Genomic DNA, 16,055 nt, shown 5'->3' on the forward strand with positions numbered 1-16,055 from the left:
CTCCAATCCCCATTAAGACTGCAATGCATCGCTCAGGCGGTCTAGACGACTGCGCGCTGAGTTATCGATGACTAGGTCTCCGGCTCGAATAATAACTCCACTAAGTAGAGTCTCATCTATACTGCAATTCAGCTGAACTTTGCGCGCTAGGCGCAGTTCCAATTTGCTGCTGATATCTGCTCGTTGTTCTTCAGAAAGCTCAACAGCTGAAGTTACTTCAACGTCGATTTCTTTCTCATGCTCTTGTTTGAGCAATAAGAACTGTTTGCACACATCAGGAAAAGCCATTAAACGGCCGTTCTCTGCCATCACCTTAATTAGGTTCTGACCGAATTCATCAAATTGTTCGCCACAAATAACAATGAATACTTCCGCTAATTTTTCCGCAGTCATAGAACCGCTTAATAAATTATGAACATCATCATTTTGTGCCACTTCGGCAGCAAAAGTAAGCATTTGACCCCATTGGTCTAGCTCACCTTTATCCACCGCAAAGTCAAAGGCTGCTTTAGCATAGGGGCGTGCGATTGTAGTCAAATCAGACATATACAGCCCCTTGCTTTAAAGTTTTGCAGTAATGTTGTTAAGAAGATCTTTGTGTACATCTTTGTCGATTGTACGTTCAAGGATTTTCTCAGCACCAGCTATAGCCAGAGTTGCGACTTGTTTGCGCAGGTCATCACGGGCACGTGTGCGCTCAGCTTCAAGTTCTGCTTCAGCTTGCGTTAAGATCTTCTGGCGCTCTGCCTGAGCCTCTTCGCGAGCTTCATCAATAATTTGAGCTTTACGTTTGTTTGCCTGTTCAATAACCTCAGTTGCAGTGCGCTTTGCTTCTTTCATTTGCTCAGAAGCGTTGGCTTGTGCCAGGTTCAAGTCTTTCGCAGCGCGTTCAGCGGCTGCAAGACCGTCAGCAATTTTCTTCTGACGTTCTTCGATTGCTTGCATGATTGGTGGCCATACATATTTCATGCAGAACCAAACAAACATAGAAAAAGCAATTGCTTGACCTAGCAGAGTTGCGTTCATATTCACAACAGCTACCCCTCGTTAAGAATCAACTACAAAAATTTAATTAACTATTAATAGCTAATTAGCCTGCTAGTTGACCAACAAATGGGTTAGCAAACGTGAATAGTAGTGCGATTACGATACCGATCATTGGAACAGCATCCAGTAGACCAGCGATGATGAACATCTTAACTTGTAGCATTGGAGCCATTTCAGGTTGACGCGCAGCGCCTTCTAGGAATTTACCACCAAGAATAGCAAAACCAATTGCAGTACCTACGGCACAAAGACCAACAATAATAGCAACAGCGATTGCTGAAAAACTTAGTACAGTTTCCATTTACGTTCTCCGATTAACATTAATAGTTAGAATAAAAGCTTAAAAAATTTAGTGATCACTATCTTCATGGGCCATTGATAAATAAACGATAGTTAACATCATGAAAACGAACGCTTGAATCAAAATAACCAAGATATGGAAGATAGCCCAAGGTAGAGCACCTACCCATTGCAAGTACCACGGTAGCATTGCTGCAATAAGAATAAACACCACCTCACCAGCAAACATATTACCAAACAAACGCATGCCTAGAGATAAAGGTTTCGCTAATAGCGAGATTACTTCTAGAACCAGGTTGAATGGAATCATGATTGGGTGATTAAATGGGTGAAGTGCCAATTCCTTAGCAAACCCGCCAAGCCCTTTTACTTTGATGCTGTAGTAGATCATCAATGCAAAAACGCCCAAAGCCATAGCCATTGTTATATTTGCATCAGCTGTAGGAACCACTTTCAAGTAAGGGATACCTAACCAATGCTCTGCAGGATACGGTAAGAAATCGATAGGCACTAAGTCCATCAAGTTCATTATGATAATCCAGCAGAATATAGTCAGTGCTAGAGGAGCGATCAGAGGATTGCGGCCATGGAAAGTTTCTTTAACGTTGTCGCCAACGAATTCCACTACCATTTCAACAAAACACTGAAGCTTTCCTGGTACACCTACTGTTGCTTTCTTAGCGACTGAGCGGAAAACCCAAAGGAATAACATCCCTGTCAACACCGAAAAAAACAGACTGTCTATATGTACGTTCCAGAAACTTGTCTCCTCTACTAGACCAAACTTAGCTAAAGAAAGGTGTTGTAGATGGTGTTCAATGTATCCGGATGCTGTTGGCGCAGCCATAACTCATCCTATTTTTTATTGTTAATGAAAAGCACTGGCGCAAAGATATTAATACCTAGAACCAGTAAATAGGTCAGTTTGAGGGGAACAAGTTCCACCTGCATATACATGTAGACAATAGAAAATAGTAGAACCGTGATTAAGATTTTTAATGCTTCACCTGCGTAGAACGATGCTGCAACCAACTTGGTCGCTCGAGCTCCGCAGAAGATAAATGCACAAAAACAAAATACTGCATTGGAAATGACAAAAATACCGCCACCCACCAGTGAAGCAAAACCCCAATCAGGATTAACAGTTATACCTAATCCTACTGCCAATAAAATAACCGCGCTGAACTCGATCAATAACATTTGCTTTGCAAGCACTCGTCCTGGTCTTGCTAACGCCGCCATCATGTATTCGTACCTCTAGTAGTACCCACAACGTACCGATATGAATCAGTACTGGGAAATTGGCGAAAATTATACGGTGAGTCGAACTGATTGCAATGATAACGCAGCAAAAAGTTACAGTTTTGTTTACAAACCGACAACTTTCGAACAAAAATTAATTAATTACATAATTGACTTAAATCAATTATCTCATCTACCCCTCTAGCTTGGCAATCAATTGCTCCAATTTGTGAGGCTCATCAAGACTAATTGTGATTTTTGACTTTCCACTAGCAGAACGAACAATAGATACCTTGCCTTGTATTATTTCACTTAATCTTTGTGACATATCTATTACTTCTGAGTCTTGTTCTGCAGTTTCTCGCTCAACCTGTGGTGTTAAGCACTTTTTAACTAATTGTTCAGTTTGACGTACGGTCATTTGCTTTTTAGCAACCGTTTGGGCAACCTCTGCTTGTTGGTCACCTTCAAGCGCCAATAACGCACGCGCATGGCCCATTTCTAACTGTTTCGCGACCACAAGTTCTTTCACTACATCATCAAGTTGATTTAGACGAAGTAGGTTGCTGACTGTCGTACGTGATTTACCAATTACTTCCGCTACCTTTTGGTGCGTCAGTTCAAATTCATTTTGTAAACGCTCAAGAGCTTGAGCTTCTTCGATAACGTTTAGATCTTCACGCTGAATGTTCTCAATGAGAGCCATAGCAATCGYAGCACGATCTTGTACATTTTTAATCAAACATGGGACTTGTTTTAACCCTGCTTGACGCGCTGCACGCCAACGACGCTCACCGGCAATAATCTCAAATTTATCTACTGCAATTGGGCGCACGACAATTGGCTGAATAATACCTTGAGATTGAATAGATGCAGCTAGTTCTTCTAGCGCTTCTGGAGCCATGTCTTTACGAGGCTGATAAACACCTGGTTTCAAGCTAGAGATGGAAAGTTCAACCAACTCCCCGTCAGCAGACATTGCCTGACTATGAGTTGCAACTTGCTGTTTCTCACGAGCTAATGAACTAGTTGCCAATAAAGCATCTAGCCCTTTTCCTAAACCACGCTTAGACATTTGAGCTAATTCCTTCGGTTGGAGTATTTATGATACTGGGACTTCTTCGCGACGTAACATTTCACCCGCTAACGCTAAATACGCTTTGGCGCCGGCAGAATATTTGTCGTAGTACATTGCTGGTTTACCATGACTTGGCGCTTCAGCTAAACGTACATTCCTTGGAATAACAGTTCGGTATACCTTACTACCAAAATGTTTCTTTAATTGATCAGACACTTCGTTTGATAAGCGGTTACGAGGATCGTACATAGTTCGAAGTAAACCTTCGATCTTTAGATTTTCGTTTACTACCGCTGCCAACTTACTAATGGTGTCCATCAACGCCGTTAGACCTTCAAGTGCAAAGTATTCACACTGCATTGGTACCAACACAGAATCAGCAGCTGCCATAGCGTTGATTGTAAGGAGGTTTAGAGATGGAGGACAATCGATAAAGATGAAATCATAGTTATCACGAACTGGCGCCAACGCGTTCTTTAAACGAACTTCGCGAGCAAACACTTCCATGAGCTTAATCTCAGCGGCAGTGACGTCACCATTCGCAGCAATTAAATCATAATTGCCCGATGTATGGCGACAAACAACCTCCTCAAAAGAAGTGTCTTCGACTAACAAATCGTAAGCAGATGCTTCAACTTGGTATTTATCGACCCCACTCGCCATTGTTGCGTTGCCTTGAGGATCTAAATCAATAACCAATACTTTACGCTTTGTTGCTGCCATAGAGGCAGCAAGGTTGATGCATGTTGTTGTTTTACCTACGCCACCTTTCTGGTTGGCTATTGCTACGATTTTACCCACGATGGCCTCGCTGTTTATCCCTTACGCGATAAAGTTACTAGATGTCGCTCACCTTCGAGTTCAGGAACTACTAACGTTTTAATGTCAGTGACTGAGCACCATTCTGGAAGCTGATCGATTTCATCTCTCGGATGTTGTCCTTTCAGAGCCAAAAATACACCGGATTGCGCTTTAGGTAAATGATGACACCATTCGACCATGTCTGTCATTGAAGCAAACGCACGACTTAGAACACCATCAAATTTTTCTTCTGGTTGGAACTCTTCAACTCGGCTTTGAACCGGTGTTACGTTCTTCAAACCTAATTCATGAACAACTTGCTTAATGAAACGAATACGCTTGCCTAAGCTGTCCAATAAGAAAAACTCACTATCAGGATTCATGATTGATAGCGGAATACCTGGTAAACCAGGGCCTGTACCCACATCGATAAAGCGCTTGCCTTGCAAGTGAGTACTAACAATAACACTATCCAGAATATGCTTAACCATCATTTCCATAGGATCGCGAACTGACGTTAGGTTGTAAGCTTTGTTCCACTTATTCAGCATTTCAACGTAGCCCACTAACTGGTCACGTTGTAAGTCACTCACTTCTAAATCTGTTTGTCCGAGTAATTGATCCAGTTTTTCACGTAATGCACTCATTATGCTTCGTCACCTTTTTTAAGTAGACCTTGTTTCTTCAAGTACACGAGAAGAATGGAAATAGCGGCAGGTGTAATGCCTGAAATTCGAGACGCGATACCAATAGATTCTGGTTTTGCTGTCGACAGCTTTAAAACTACCTCATTAGAAAGGCCTTTAATTTGGCTGTAATCCAAATCAAGAGGAAGTTTTGTATTTTCATGACGAAGTGACTTTTCAATTTCATCTTGCTGACGCTGAATATAGCCTTCGTACTTAACTTGGATCTCTACTTGCTCAGCCGCTTGTTGATCTTCCAAAGCTGGACCGAATTGATCAAGCTGAGTGAGCTGTGCATAAGTCATTTCTGGACGACGAAGAAGATCCTCACCACTCGCCTCACGAGACATTGGTGCTTTCAAAATCTTATTAAGATCATCAATACCTTCAGATTTAGGGTTAACCCAAGTTTCTTTCAGACGTTGACGTTCCTTTTCCATGTTTTCAACTTTTTCGTTGAAACGTGCCCAACGAGCATCATCAACCAAGCCAAGTTCACGAGATTTTTCCGTCAAACGGATATCAGCGTTATCTTCACGCAGCAACAGGCGGTATTCCGCACGAGAAGTAAACATGCGGTACGGTTCTTTAGTACCCATTGTCGACAAATCGTCAATCAGTACACCCATGTAAGCTTGATCTCGACGTGGGTTCCAACCTTCTTTACCTTGAGTAAACAAGCTCGCGTTTAAACCAGCCATCAAGCCTTGAGCCGCAGCTTCTTCATAACCAGTCGTACCATTAATTTGACCAGCAAAAAACAGGCCTTTAATAAACTTAGTCTCGTAAGTTTGTTTCAAATCGCGAGGATCAAAGAAATCATACTCAATAGCGTAACCAGGACGTGCTATGTGTGCGTTCTCAAAACCCTTCATTGAACGTACGATTTGAACTTGAACATCAAAAGGCAAACTTGTTGAAATACCATTCGGGTACAACTCATGCGTTGTTAAACCCTCAGGCTCAATGWAAATCTGATGACTGTCTTTGTCCGCAAATCGCATTACTTTATCTTCAATTGAAGGACAGTAACGTGGGCCAATGCCTTCGATAACACCCGCGTACATTGGGCTGCGATCTAGGTTAGCTCGGATAACATCATGGGTTTGTTCATTGGTATGAGTAATGTAACAAGGGATCTGACGCGGTTGCTGACTGCGATTCCCCATGAAAGAAAATACCGGCGTTGGGTTATCACCATGTTGAACTTCAAGTTCAGAAAAGTCGACACTGCGCGCATCAATACGCGGAGGAGTACCCGTTTTCAGGCGATCAACTCGAAATGGAAGATCTCTTAAGCGCTGTGCAAGTGCGATCGATGGTGGATCACCAGCACGGCCACCTTCAGAACTTTCCATTCCGATATGAATTTTACCACCAAGGAATGTGCCTACGGTCAGTACCACAGCCTGAGCATGAAACTTCAAACCCATTTGCGTCACAACACCCACCACTTGATCCTGTTCAACGATCAAATCATCAACCGATTGTTGGAACAAAGTTAGGTTCGGCGTATTTTCAAGTGCACTGCGTACGAACGCTTTGTAAAGAGCTCGGTCAGCTTGAGCGCGAGTCGCTCGAACTGCTGGACCTTTCGATGCGTTAAGCGTTCTAAATTGAATACCTGCGTGATCAATCGCCTGAGCCATTAAGCCACCCATAGCATCGACTTCTTTGACCAAGTGTCCTTTGCCAATTCCGCCAATAGCTGGATTACATGACATCTGACCTAGGGTGTCGATATTGTGTGTGAGTAGCAACGTTTTTTGCCCAGTGCGGGCTGATGCGAGTGCGGCTTCCGTTCCTGCATGGCCGCCACCAACAACAATGACGTCAAATTTTTCGTGATAAAGCATGACCGACCTCAGGTATTCAAGCGAGTAATGGACAAATTAAGGAGCGATATTCTACCTGTTTTCCTTGGCTGAGAAAATGTTTTTGAGGTTTTTAAACGACTCTCTTTTTAATTAAAATATACAAGGATCTTTAGAGAGATCTTTTATTAGATCTACTATTAGGATCGAGGGTGTCTGTGGATAAGTCGAAAATGATCAACGAGATCATGGATCTTTTTTAGATCAAATCATGTGATCTAGTTTGGATCATGATGAGGATTAGCTGGGATCAAAAAGGCTACTTATACACAGGGGAGAAATAGCCTAAAAGTTATTATTTGGATAACTATAGGTTTATCACTGGATATAGGTCTACTTATCAACAGACTGTTTGTTCGTTTTTTGTTCAAACAGTTACGGTTATACTAGATTAGTTATTCACAATACGAATTTTAGGTATAAAAAAAGCGGCTAAAAAGCCGCCAAGTCGAGTTCGCTACAGCTAAAAGTTAGAGATATTGTCCCCTAACCATTCCTCAGCAGCGTCTTCTGGTACCGGATTTTCCAAAACATCGATGGTAAAACACTCACTAATCGGCTTACCACCAAGAATTGTGAGTAACTCGAACGCCTCTTTCCCTGCTGAGCAGAAGGTGTCATAACTTGAATCACCAATCGCAATAACGGCTACTTTTAGCGCATTGAGCGATGGTGAGTTCTCTTTTAGTGCACCAATAAAAGGTTGAATATTGTCTGGAAACTCTCCAGCACCGTGTGTTGAAGTAACGATTAACCAAGTACCAGAAACAGGGATCTCTTCATAGTTTGGTTGGTTGTGGATCGTTGTTTGGTGGCCATGCTCTTCGAGTAGATCGCTAAGGTGATCCCCAACGTATTCAGATCCGCCTAAAGTGCTGCCTGTAATGATTTGAATCATATACATATCCCTTTAATGTCGCCTAGCATGGCTTTGAGCTAGGCGATACAGTGAAAGTTATTTACCGATACAGAATGAAGTGAAGATTCGACCTAGTAGATCGTCTGAGCTGAATTCACCGGTAATTTCATTTAAGTGCTGCTGAGTTATTCTAAGTTCTTCGGCCAGAATTTCTCCTGCCATATAGCCTTCAAGCTGCTGTTGGCCTATATCTAGGTGGTGTGAAGCTCTTTCTAGTGCGTCTAGGTGACGACGACGCGCCATAAAGCCTCCCTCATTGCCACCAGCAAAGCCCATGCAGTCTTTTAGGTGATTCCTTAAGGAATCAACACCTTGGCCTGTCTTAGCCGACAGTCGGATAAGAGTCGGGTCGTTAACGTGGCAAATACCAAGATCTTCACTGGTTTGATCGGCTTTATTTCGAATGACAGTGATGCCAATTTTCTTCGGCAAGCGATCAACGAAATCTGGCCAGATTTCTTTTGGATCAGTGGCATCAGTTGTGGTGCCATCAACCATAAATAATACACGGTCAGCTTGAGCAATTTCTTCCCATGCGCGTTCGATACCAATTTTTTCAACTTCATCAGACGCTTCACGTAGCCCAGCAGTATCAATGATATGCAGAGGCATACCGTCGATATGAATGTGTTCACGAAGTACATCGCGGGTTGTGCCTGCAATATCAGTGACAATAGCGGAGTCTTTTCCTGATAACGCGTTAAGTAAGCTAGATTTCCCCGCATTAGGTCTGCCAGCGATCACCACTTTCATGCCTTCTCGCATGATAGAACCTTGGTTAGCTTCTTTACGAACACTTTCCAAGTTATCAATAATTGCTTGTAAGTCTGCGCTCACTTTACCGTCGGCAAGAAAGTCGATCTCTTCTTCAGGGAAGTCGATCGCCGCTTCTACATAGATACGTAAGTGAATTAATGAATCAACGAGTGTGTTAATTCGTTTAGAGAACTCGCCTTGCAAGGATTGAAGTGCTGATTTAGCTGCTTCTTCCGAGCTAGCATCGATTAAATCTGCAATTGCTTCCGCTTGAGTCAAATCCATCTTGTCGTTTAAGAAAGCACGTTCAGAAAACTCACCTGGGCGTGCTGCTCGTACGTCTGAAATTGTCAGAATACGCTTAATCAGCATGTCCATAACCACAGGGCCACCATGACCTTGCAGCTCTAAAACATCTTCACCAGTAAATGAATGCGGGTTAGGGAAGTAAAGGGCAATACCTTGGTCTAGCTCGGTGCCGTCTTGAGCTTTAAAAGGCAAGTATTCTGCGTAGCGAGGCTTGAGAGCTTTACCTGTTACTTCTAAAGCCACTTGCACGGCTTTGGGGCCGGAAACGCGAATAATGCCGACACCGCCACGTCCTGGTGCCGTTGCTTGAGCAACAATAGTATCTGTAGTCATAACTGTGCCTATTGAATATAGAAGCGCTAATTCATGCATCTATGGATAAAATAATTAGCTGAATTGTAATCAGCTCAAAACAAAAAGGCGACCTTTTGGTCGCCTTTCTTTATGCGTTTCTCAACTCACACTCTATTTAGAATGTAAGCCTTTCTTTTCCAGTTGCTTGTAAATAAGCGTTTGCTGGATAAGAGTCACTACGTTCGATACCAACCAGTAAAGAACCAGACCTGAAGGGAAGAACAGGAAGAAGAATGTGAACATAACCGGCATAAAGGTCATGATCTTCTGCTGCATAGGATCCGTTACAGTCGTCGGGCTCATCTTCTGAATTAGGAACATTGAAGCACCCATTAGAAGTGGCAAGATGTAGTATGGGTCTTGTGCTGAAAGGTCAGTGATCCAACCGAAGAACGGTGAATGACGTAGTTCAACAGACTCCATTAGTGCCCAGTATAGTGAGATGAAGATTGGCATCTGTAGAAGAATAGGTAGACAGCCGCCTAGCGGGTTTACTTTTTCTTTCTTGTACAGTTCCATCATCTCTTGGCTCATGCGCTGGCGGTCATCACCAATTCGCTCACGCATTGCAGTCAGCTTAGGCTGAAGCATGCGCATTTTTGCCATAGAAGTGTACTGAGCTTTCGTTAGTGGGTACATAGCACCACGAACGATGAATGTTAGTACAATGATTGCTAGACCCCAGTTAACTACTACGCCTTGAATCATAGATAGTAACCAGTGAAGTGGCTTAGCAATGAACCATAACCAACCGTAGTCAACTACTAGGTCTAGGTTAGGAGCAACTGCTGCCATTTGGTCTTGAAGTTTTGGACCAACCCAAAGTGTAGCTTTGAAGTTAGCTTCAGAACCATCAGCGATAGTTTTGTTTGGCATGCGAATACCAATATCACCAAGGTTACCAATTACACGAGTGTAAAGGTTGCTGCCTGCTTCATCGCGTGGAATCCAAGCTGATGCAAAGTAGTGTTGGATCATTGCTGCCCAACCTTGGCCATTAGCTAGGTTGATTGACAGGTTACGATCTTGCATATCGTCGAAGCTGTACTTTTTGTAACGAGTATCTTCAGTTGAGTATGCGCCGCCACGGTAAGTTGGCATTGTTAGGCTACCACCGTCGTCCATTACATTTTGACGAAGGTGAGCATACATACCAAATGTTGCGTTGTTGCCTGAGTTGTTTACTACATCGTATTCAACATCTATCGCGTAGTTACCGCGTTTTAGGATGAATGTTTTTGTGTAGTTAAGGCCATTCGCTTGGTATGTCATTGGAATGCGAAGTTCGTCTTGACCGTCAGCTAGTGTAAAGCTGTCTGCAGAAACAGAGTAGTTAGGACGATTAGTGCTGCTTAAGTCGATGCCCTGAGGACCAACTAAACCACTTTGAGCAATAAACTGGTGACCAGGAATATTTTTCAAAAGAGTAAAACGCTCTTCTGAGTTAAATTCTTCGGCGTAGTCGTTAAGCTCTGCTGAAACAACATCACCACCAACCGGATCAATTGACAGAGTCAAAACATCAGTTACAACTTTGATGATTTTTGTCGACGCTGTTTGACCTGGTGCTGGGTCTAAATCGTCAGCAAAAGATGGTGCAGGTAGGGTACTGCTAGATTGTGCCTGCTCAACCGCTTGTGGAGCTGGGTTCTGCGCTACGTTCCATTGTTGGAAAAGTAGGAAAGAAACCAAAGCCAGTGCGATTAACAGGATATTACGTTGAGAATCCATCGTTATTTATCTCTGTCTTGTTTTTGGACTGGTGGAACGGGGTCGTATGTCCAACCCTTTTTATTCAAAGGCTGGCATTTTAATAGACGTTTGCCTGATAACCAACTTCCTTTTACAAAACCGTGAGCTTTCAACGCTTCTAACGCATATGAAGAGCAAGTTGGCGTAAAACGACAGCGTGGCCCAAGTATAGGACTAATGAAGCCTTGGTATAATCGAACAAGTCCGATTGCTACTTTCGCGAAGGGCGAGACAGACGAAGCCATAATTTGTCTAGTAATTTGAACATTTCTTCATTGCTCAAATCTTGCGCGCTTTTTTTAGCGATAACAACAAAATCTTTGTTAGGAAGTTGGTGTTGATTGTTACGAAAGCTTTCACGAGTAAGACGTTTGAATCGGTTACGACCCACAGCGGTTTTAATCTGTTTTTTCGGAACAGCTAATCCAAGACGAGGATTCGAAAGAGAATTGTTGCGAGCAATAATGGTGAAATGAGGAGAGCCAGCTCGATGAGCTTGCTTGAAGACGAACTGGTAATGTTCGGGAGTTAACAAGCGTAACTCCCGACCGAAGGCTAGCTTATTCAAAATAATCAAAGATTACTTAGAAAGACGCTTACGGCCTTTTGCACGACGTGCATTGATTGTTGCGCGACCGTTCTTAGTAGCCATGCGAGCACGGAAACCGTGAGTGCGCTTACGCTTTAGAACTGTAGGTTGAAAAGTGCGTTTCATTGTAATTACCTTACTGATCAGTAGTTTTAGGTTTTTGTTAAACCCGGCGTGGGTATTTTTTCTCTTCTTTATATAAGAAAGGAAAACCGACGCCTCTCAACAAAGAGGCGGAATTGTAATCACTGTCACAAAAAGTGTCAATGATTGGCTTAACTAAAATTCCGGTCGGGGGATTATACGTACTATGAGCAAAATCTCAAGGATCCTTACTCGATCCCAACCWTATTTAAGAATTTCTTTAATTTTGGATCCTGTGGACTACCAAATATATCCTGTGGAGATCCCTGTTCGACAATATGACCATCAGCCATAAAGATCACTCTATCAGCGACTTCGCGAGCAAATTGCATCTCATGAGTTACAACCAACATGGTTTGATGTTGAGTCGCAAGCTTCTTCATTAATGCCAGAACTTCACCGACCCATTCAGGATCAAGCGCTGAAGTTGGCTCATCAAACAAAAGTAATTCAGGTTGGAATGCCATAGCACGGCCAATACCAACACGTTGCTGTTGGCCGCCAGAGAGTGCTGCTGGGTAGCTGTCTGCCTTATCACCTAGACCAATATCATCTAATATTTGTTGAGCTTTTTCATGGGCTTGCTGCTTTTTCCAACCACGTACAGTGATCAAGCCTTCAGCAATATTTTGCTTTGCCGTTAAATGAGCAAATAGAGCGTAGTTTTGGAATACAAAGCCAGTCTTACGGCGTAGTGCGAGCACTTCTGACTTAGAGTGTTTAGTGGYGTCGACACTAACGTCATCAATAGTGACTGTGCCTTGATCTGCTTGCTCTAAAAAGTTCACGCAGCGCAGTAAGGTAGACTTACCTGTACCACTAGAACCTATGATAACAATGATCTCACCTTGCTTGATTTCAAGGTCGATGCCTTTAAGTACTTCGGTGTCACCAAAGCGCTTGTGGATATTTTCTAATTTGATCATCGTACGTACGCCTTATTGAGTTTGGTTTCTGCCCAGGTTTGCACGCGAGTAAGAATGACAACAACACCCCAATAAATCAGAGCCACGGCTAAAAACGCTTCGAAAAAGCGGAAACTGGATGAGGCTTCCATCTGGGCTTTAGCCATTATCTCCGCTACGCCAAGCGTAAAGGCTAGGGAAGTTGATTTAATCATATCGATGAAATAGTTCATCAATGAAGGCAGTGCAACACGAGTGGCTTGCGGAAGAATAATTCGACGCATTGCTTGGTTTGTCGTCATACCTACCGACAGGCTTGCTTCCATTTGGCTACGGTCAATACCGATGATGGCTGCTCGAATACTCTCGGCCATATAAGCTGCAAAGTGTAGCGTTAAACCAATGACAGCCGCACTGAATGCATCTAACCCTACTAATAGAGGGAAAACCTGCGGTAATCCGTAATAAAGTAGGAATAATTGTACGAGCAATGGTGTGCCACGAAAGAAGCTAATATAAAGCTGACTTAATTGATCCAATACCGGAACTTTAAATACTCGAATGTTAGCAAGTGCTACGGCTAAGATAAGTGAGAACACTAGTCCCCATGTCGCCATTTCCATGGTTGTGCCTAAATACTTCAGTAGTATTGGCAGCAACTCAAGCATGTAATTGAAGTCGAACCCCATAATGAATCTCTTGGTTTTGTTACGTGTATTGGGTGTGCGTATTCATGGTTAAATAAAACGCAAAAACCCACCGCATAATGTGTCAGCAGTGGGTTTGGGTTAGTTAAAGTGAGTAATTACTTCCGTGTAATGTCAGCACCAAACCACTTTTTAGAAATTGTTGCTAGCGTACCATCTGCGCGCATTGCTGCTAATGCTTCGTTAACCTCAGTTTGCAGTTTTTTACCATTAGCATTGTCAACGAATGGCCATGCATTTTGAATAGTTTCAAATGGCTGACCTGCTAATTGTAGTGGTAAACCGGTTTTCTTGATCAGTTCAAGAGCTGATAGGCGATCCATGACAAATGCGTCAGCGCGACCTAGAGCTACATCGTGCTCAATACCAGTATCGTACGTTTTGATGTTGATTTTGTTGTCTTCATCGTAGCTACGCAGCAGCTGTTCAAAGTTCGAGCCTAGGTTAACAGCGACAGTTTTACCATTCAGGTCTTCAACACCTTTAATGCTGTCGTTTCCTTTACGGACTGTAATTTGTGCGCCGTCGACAACGTATGGATTAGCAAATAGGTACTTTGCTTTACGTGCTTCTGTCATCGTAATTTGGTTAGAAATCGTATCAATACGCCCCGTTTCTAGAAGACCAAATAAACCAGAGAAGTTCGCGGTAACGTATTCCACTTTATAGTCGTTACGTTTACCAATCTCATCCCATAGGTCAACTTCAAAACCTTGTAATTGGTCTTGCTTAACAAACGTGAATGGGAAATAGCGGCCCGACATACCTACTTTTACTTCAGTAGCAGCTTGTACGGTTGCAGCAGAGAGTGCGATTACTGCAATTGCAGCCTTAATCCAGTTTTTCATTTGGTAACTCCTTATATTTATAGGGCAGGATGTTACTGGGAAAATGCTCAATAGAATAAATAACCAGATGTTATTAACCATAACCAGAAGCTATGCCGCTTTTGGGGATAAACTCGTAAGATCCGAGGATAAGTGGATCGTTATGTGAGTATATTTGGGGCAAATTGTGTGGATCTTAGTGATTTGGCATTAAATAGTGTGAATAACTTAGATCTTATTCACCGGATCATCGATCAATCGCTGGTGATCTGACTTATCAACAGGTAAAATTGCCCGTCATTTCAAATTACTTAAATAGAGTGGGGGCACCGTGTCATCTTCGCTTTGGTTGCAATGTTTGCAACAGCTTCAAGAAGAGCTACCAGCTACAGAATTCAGTATGTGRGTTCGTCCGTTACAAGCGGAGCTCAATGACAATACTCTAACTCTATTTGCCCCGAACCGTTTCGTACTTGATTGGGTTCGTGATAAGTACCTAAATAGCATTAACCGTTTACTGCAAGAATATTGCGGTAACGATATCCCACACCTGCATTTTGAAGTGGGAAGCAAGCGTGTTATTGCACCAAAGCCAGCGACACCAGCACCGACTCGCACTCGTACAGCTGCCGATGTGGCCGCTGAGTCGTCAGCACCTGCACAGTTACAAGCTCGTAAGCCTGTTCATAATAACTGGCGCGACGAAGAGCCTGTAGCGGTTGACCTTAACCACCGTTCAAACGTAAACCCAAAACATAAGTTCAATAACTTTGTTGAGGGTAAATCAAACCAATTGGGTTTAGCGGCGGCACGTCAGGTTTCTGATAATCCAGGAACAGCTTATAACCCACTGTTTTTATACGGTGGTACTGGTCTAGGTAAAACGCACTTACTGCATGCAGTGGGTAACGCCATTGTTGATAATAAGCCCAATGCTAAAGTGGTTTACATGCACTCTGAGCGCTTTGTTCAGGATATGGTAAAGGCACTACAAAACAACGCGATCGAAGAATTTAAACGTTATTACCGTAGTGTTGATGCTCTGCTTATCGATGATATCCAATTTTTCGCGAATAAAGAGCGCTCTCAAGAAGAGTTCTTCCATACCTTTAATGCACTGTTAGAAGGTAACCAGCAGATCATCCTTACTTCTGACCGTTATCCAAAAGAGATCAACGGGGTAGAGGATCGTCTTAAGTCGCGCTTTGGCTGGGGCTTAACAGTTGCGATCGAGCCACCTGAACTTGAAACGCGCGTCGCTATCTTGATGAAAAAAGCAGAAGATCACCAAATTCATCTAGCGGATGAAGTGGCTTTCTTTATTGCTAAGCGTCTTCGTTCAAACGTTCGTGAACTAGAAGGGGCATTGAACCGTGTTATTGCGAATGCAAACTTCACTGGTCGTCCTATTACCATCGACTTTGTACGTGAAGCACTACGTGACTTGTTAGCTCTGCAAGAAAAGCTGGTTACGATTGATAACATTCAGAAGACGGTAGCGGAATACTACAAAATTAAAGTCGCAGATCTACTGTCTAAACGTCGTTCTCGTTCAGTTGCACGCCCTCGTCAGTTAGCGATGGCGCTAGCAAAAGAACTGACTAACCACAGTTTGCCTGAGATTGGTGATGCATTTGGTGGACGAGACCATACTACGGTACTGCATGCTTGTCGTAAGATCGCTCAACTTCGTGAAGAGAGCCACGACATTAAAGAAGATTATTCGAATCTGATTCGTACCCTTTCTTCTTAATACACAGTATTC

The 16,055-nt window shown here is 43.0% G+C and carries 19 protein-coding genes; 1 reads left to right on the plus strand and 18 read right to left on the minus strand.

Features of this window, described 5'->3' with window-relative positions; genetic code table 11:
• Positions 1-12 precede the first annotated feature (12 nt).
• From atpH to L4C33_RS01845, 18 genes are all read right to left on the minus strand, one after another.
• On the minus strand, positions 13-546 hold the full coding sequence (gene atpH, locus L4C33_RS01760; RefSeq protein WP_428810754.1) for a F0F1 ATP synthase subunit delta: 534 nt from the start codon (positions 544-546) through the stop codon (positions 13-15).
• 15 nt (positions 547-561) lie between these two features.
• The gene (gene atpF, locus L4C33_RS01765; RefSeq protein ID WP_428810755.1) at positions 562-1,032 is read right to left on the minus strand and encodes a F0F1 ATP synthase subunit B; all 471 of its coding nucleotides are present in this window, start codon (positions 1,030-1,032) and stop codon (positions 562-564) included.
• 58 nt (positions 1,033-1,090) lie between these two features.
• Entirely contained in the window at positions 1,091-1,348 is a 258-nt protein-coding gene (gene atpE / locus L4C33_RS01770) for a F0F1 ATP synthase subunit C (protein WP_004411110.1), read from the minus strand.
• Positions 1,349-1,396: 48 nt separating this feature from the next.
• Positions 1,397-2,194, minus strand: coding sequence for a F0F1 ATP synthase subunit A (atpB, locus tag L4C33_RS01775; RefSeq protein WP_428810756.1), 798 nt, complete (start codon positions 2,192-2,194; stop codon positions 1,397-1,399).
• Between the two features lie 8 nt (positions 2,195-2,202).
• Complete coding sequence (locus tag L4C33_RS01780; RefSeq protein WP_428810757.1) at positions 2,203-2,592, minus strand: F0F1 ATP synthase subunit I; 390 nt, start codon at positions 2,590-2,592, stop codon at positions 2,203-2,205.
• Between the two features lie 190 nt (positions 2,593-2,782).
• On the minus strand, positions 2,783-3,664 hold the full coding sequence (locus L4C33_RS01785; protein WP_428810758.1) for a ParB/RepB/Spo0J family partition protein: 882 nt from the start codon (positions 3,662-3,664) through the stop codon (positions 2,783-2,785).
• A 27-nt stretch (positions 3,665-3,691) separates the two neighbouring features.
• A complete protein-coding gene (locus L4C33_RS01790; protein ID WP_428810759.1) occupies positions 3,692-4,468 on the minus strand; it encodes a ParA family protein in 777 nt (258 codons plus the stop codon).
• Between the two features lie 14 nt (positions 4,469-4,482).
• On the minus strand, positions 4,483-5,115 hold the full coding sequence (gene rsmG, locus L4C33_RS01795) for a 16S rRNA (guanine(527)-N(7))-methyltransferase RsmG (RefSeq protein WP_428810760.1): 633 nt from the start codon (positions 5,113-5,115) through the stop codon (positions 4,483-4,485).
• A complete protein-coding gene (gene mnmG, locus L4C33_RS01800; RefSeq protein ID WP_428810761.1) occupies positions 5,115-7,010 on the minus strand; it encodes a tRNA uridine-5-carboxymethylaminomethyl(34) synthesis enzyme MnmG in 1,896 nt (631 codons plus the stop codon). The genes rsmG and mnmG overlap by 1 nt, the downstream gene beginning before the upstream one ends.
• Positions 7,011-7,491: 481 nt before the next feature.
• Entirely contained in the window at positions 7,492-7,926 is a 435-nt protein-coding gene (gene mioC, locus L4C33_RS01805) for an FMN-binding protein MioC (protein WP_428810762.1), read from the minus strand.
• 57 nt (positions 7,927-7,983) lie between these two features.
• Positions 7,984-9,345, minus strand: a complete 1,362-nt coding sequence (mnmE, locus tag L4C33_RS01810) for a tRNA uridine-5-carboxymethylaminomethyl(34) synthesis GTPase MnmE (RefSeq protein ID WP_428810763.1) — start codon at positions 9,343-9,345, stop codon at positions 7,984-7,986.
• Positions 9,346-9,477: 132 nt separating this feature from the next.
• Entirely contained in the window at positions 9,478-11,097 is a 1,620-nt protein-coding gene (yidC, locus tag L4C33_RS01815) for a membrane protein insertase YidC (RefSeq protein WP_428810764.1), read from the minus strand.
• Positions 11,098-11,099: 2 nt separating this feature from the next.
• A complete protein-coding gene (gene yidD / locus L4C33_RS01820) occupies positions 11,100-11,363 on the minus strand; it encodes a membrane protein insertion efficiency factor YidD (protein WP_428810765.1) in 264 nt (87 codons plus the stop codon).
• The gene (gene rnpA / locus L4C33_RS01825) at positions 11,330-11,653 is read right to left on the minus strand and encodes a ribonuclease P protein component (RefSeq protein ID WP_428810766.1); all 324 of its coding nucleotides are present in this window, start codon (positions 11,651-11,653) and stop codon (positions 11,330-11,332) included. Before rnpA ends, yidD begins: the two co-directional genes overlap by 34 nt.
• Positions 11,654-11,698: 45 nt before the next feature.
• Positions 11,699-11,833: a 50S ribosomal protein L34 gene (gene rpmH, locus L4C33_RS01830; RefSeq protein ID WP_004735800.1), complete on the minus strand. Its 135-nt coding sequence runs from the start codon at positions 11,831-11,833 to the stop codon at positions 11,699-11,701.
• A gap of 206 nt (positions 11,834-12,039) precedes the next feature.
• Positions 12,040-12,777: an amino acid ABC transporter ATP-binding protein gene (locus L4C33_RS01835; RefSeq protein WP_428810767.1), complete on the minus strand. Its 738-nt coding sequence runs from the start codon at positions 12,775-12,777 to the stop codon at positions 12,040-12,042.
• Positions 12,774-13,445 (minus strand): amino acid ABC transporter permease, encoded by a 672-nt coding sequence (locus L4C33_RS01840; protein ID WP_428810768.1) that lies wholly within the window; start codon positions 13,443-13,445, stop codon positions 12,774-12,776. Before L4C33_RS01840 ends, L4C33_RS01835 begins: the two co-directional genes overlap by 4 nt.
• Before the next feature lie 116 nt (positions 13,446-13,561).
• Positions 13,562-14,311, minus strand: a complete 750-nt coding sequence (locus L4C33_RS01845; protein WP_428810769.1) for an amino acid ABC transporter substrate-binding protein — start codon at positions 14,309-14,311, stop codon at positions 13,562-13,564.
• Between the two features lie 310 nt (positions 14,312-14,621).
• Between L4C33_RS01845 and dnaA the strand changes: the two genes are divergently transcribed.
• On the plus strand, positions 14,622-16,043 hold the full coding sequence (dnaA, locus tag L4C33_RS01850; protein WP_428810770.1) for a chromosomal replication initiator protein DnaA: 1,422 nt from the start codon (positions 14,622-14,624) through the stop codon (positions 16,041-16,043).
• Positions 16,044-16,055: the final 12 nt, after the last annotated feature.

The sequence above is a fragment of the Vibrio makurazakiensis genome, assembly GCF_050337375.1.
GTDB classification, from domain to species: Bacteria; Pseudomonadota; Gammaproteobacteria; order Enterobacterales; family Vibrionaceae; genus Vibrio; species Vibrio makurazakiensis.

Coding starts and splice junctions, on each gene's coding strand:
- atpH (WP_428810754.1), bottom strand. CDS start 546: ATGTCTGATTTGACTACAATCGCACGCCCCTATGCTAAAGCAGCCTTT.
- rsmG (WP_428810760.1), bottom strand. CDS start 5,115: ATGAGTGCATTACGTGAAAAACTGGATCAATTACTCGGACAAACAGAT.
- yidD (WP_428810765.1), bottom strand. CDS start 11,363: ATGGCTTCGTCTGTCTCGCCCTTCGCGAAAGTAGCAATCGGACTTGTT.
- L4C33_RS01845 (WP_428810769.1), bottom strand. CDS start 14,311: ATGAAAAACTGGATTAAGGCTGCAATTGCAGTAATCGCACTCTCTGCT.
- yidC (WP_428810764.1), bottom strand. CDS start 11,097: ATGGATTCTCAACGTAATATCCTGTTAATCGCACTGGCTTTGGTTTCT.
- mnmE (WP_428810763.1), bottom strand. CDS start 9,345: ATGACTACAGATACTATTGTTGCTCAAGCAACGGCACCAGGACGTGGC.
- mioC (WP_428810762.1), bottom strand. CDS start 7,926: ATGATTCAAATCATTACAGGCAGCACTTTAGGCGGATCTGAATACGTT.
- L4C33_RS01840 (WP_428810768.1), bottom strand. CDS start 13,445: ATGGGGTTCGACTTCAATTACATGCTTGAGTTGCTGCCAATACTACTG.
- atpB (WP_428810756.1), bottom strand. CDS start 2,194: ATGGCTGCGCCAACAGCATCCGGATACATTGAACACCATCTACAACAC.
- atpE (WP_004411110.1), bottom strand. CDS start 1,348: ATGGAAACTGTACTAAGTTTTTCAGCAATCGCTGTTGCTATTATTGTT.
- rpmH (WP_004735800.1), bottom strand. CDS start 11,833: ATGAAACGCACTTTTCAACCTACAGTTCTAAAGCGTAAGCGCACTCAC.
- L4C33_RS01780 (WP_428810757.1), bottom strand. CDS start 2,592: ATGATGGCGGCGTTAGCAAGACCAGGACGAGTGCTTGCAAAGCAAATG.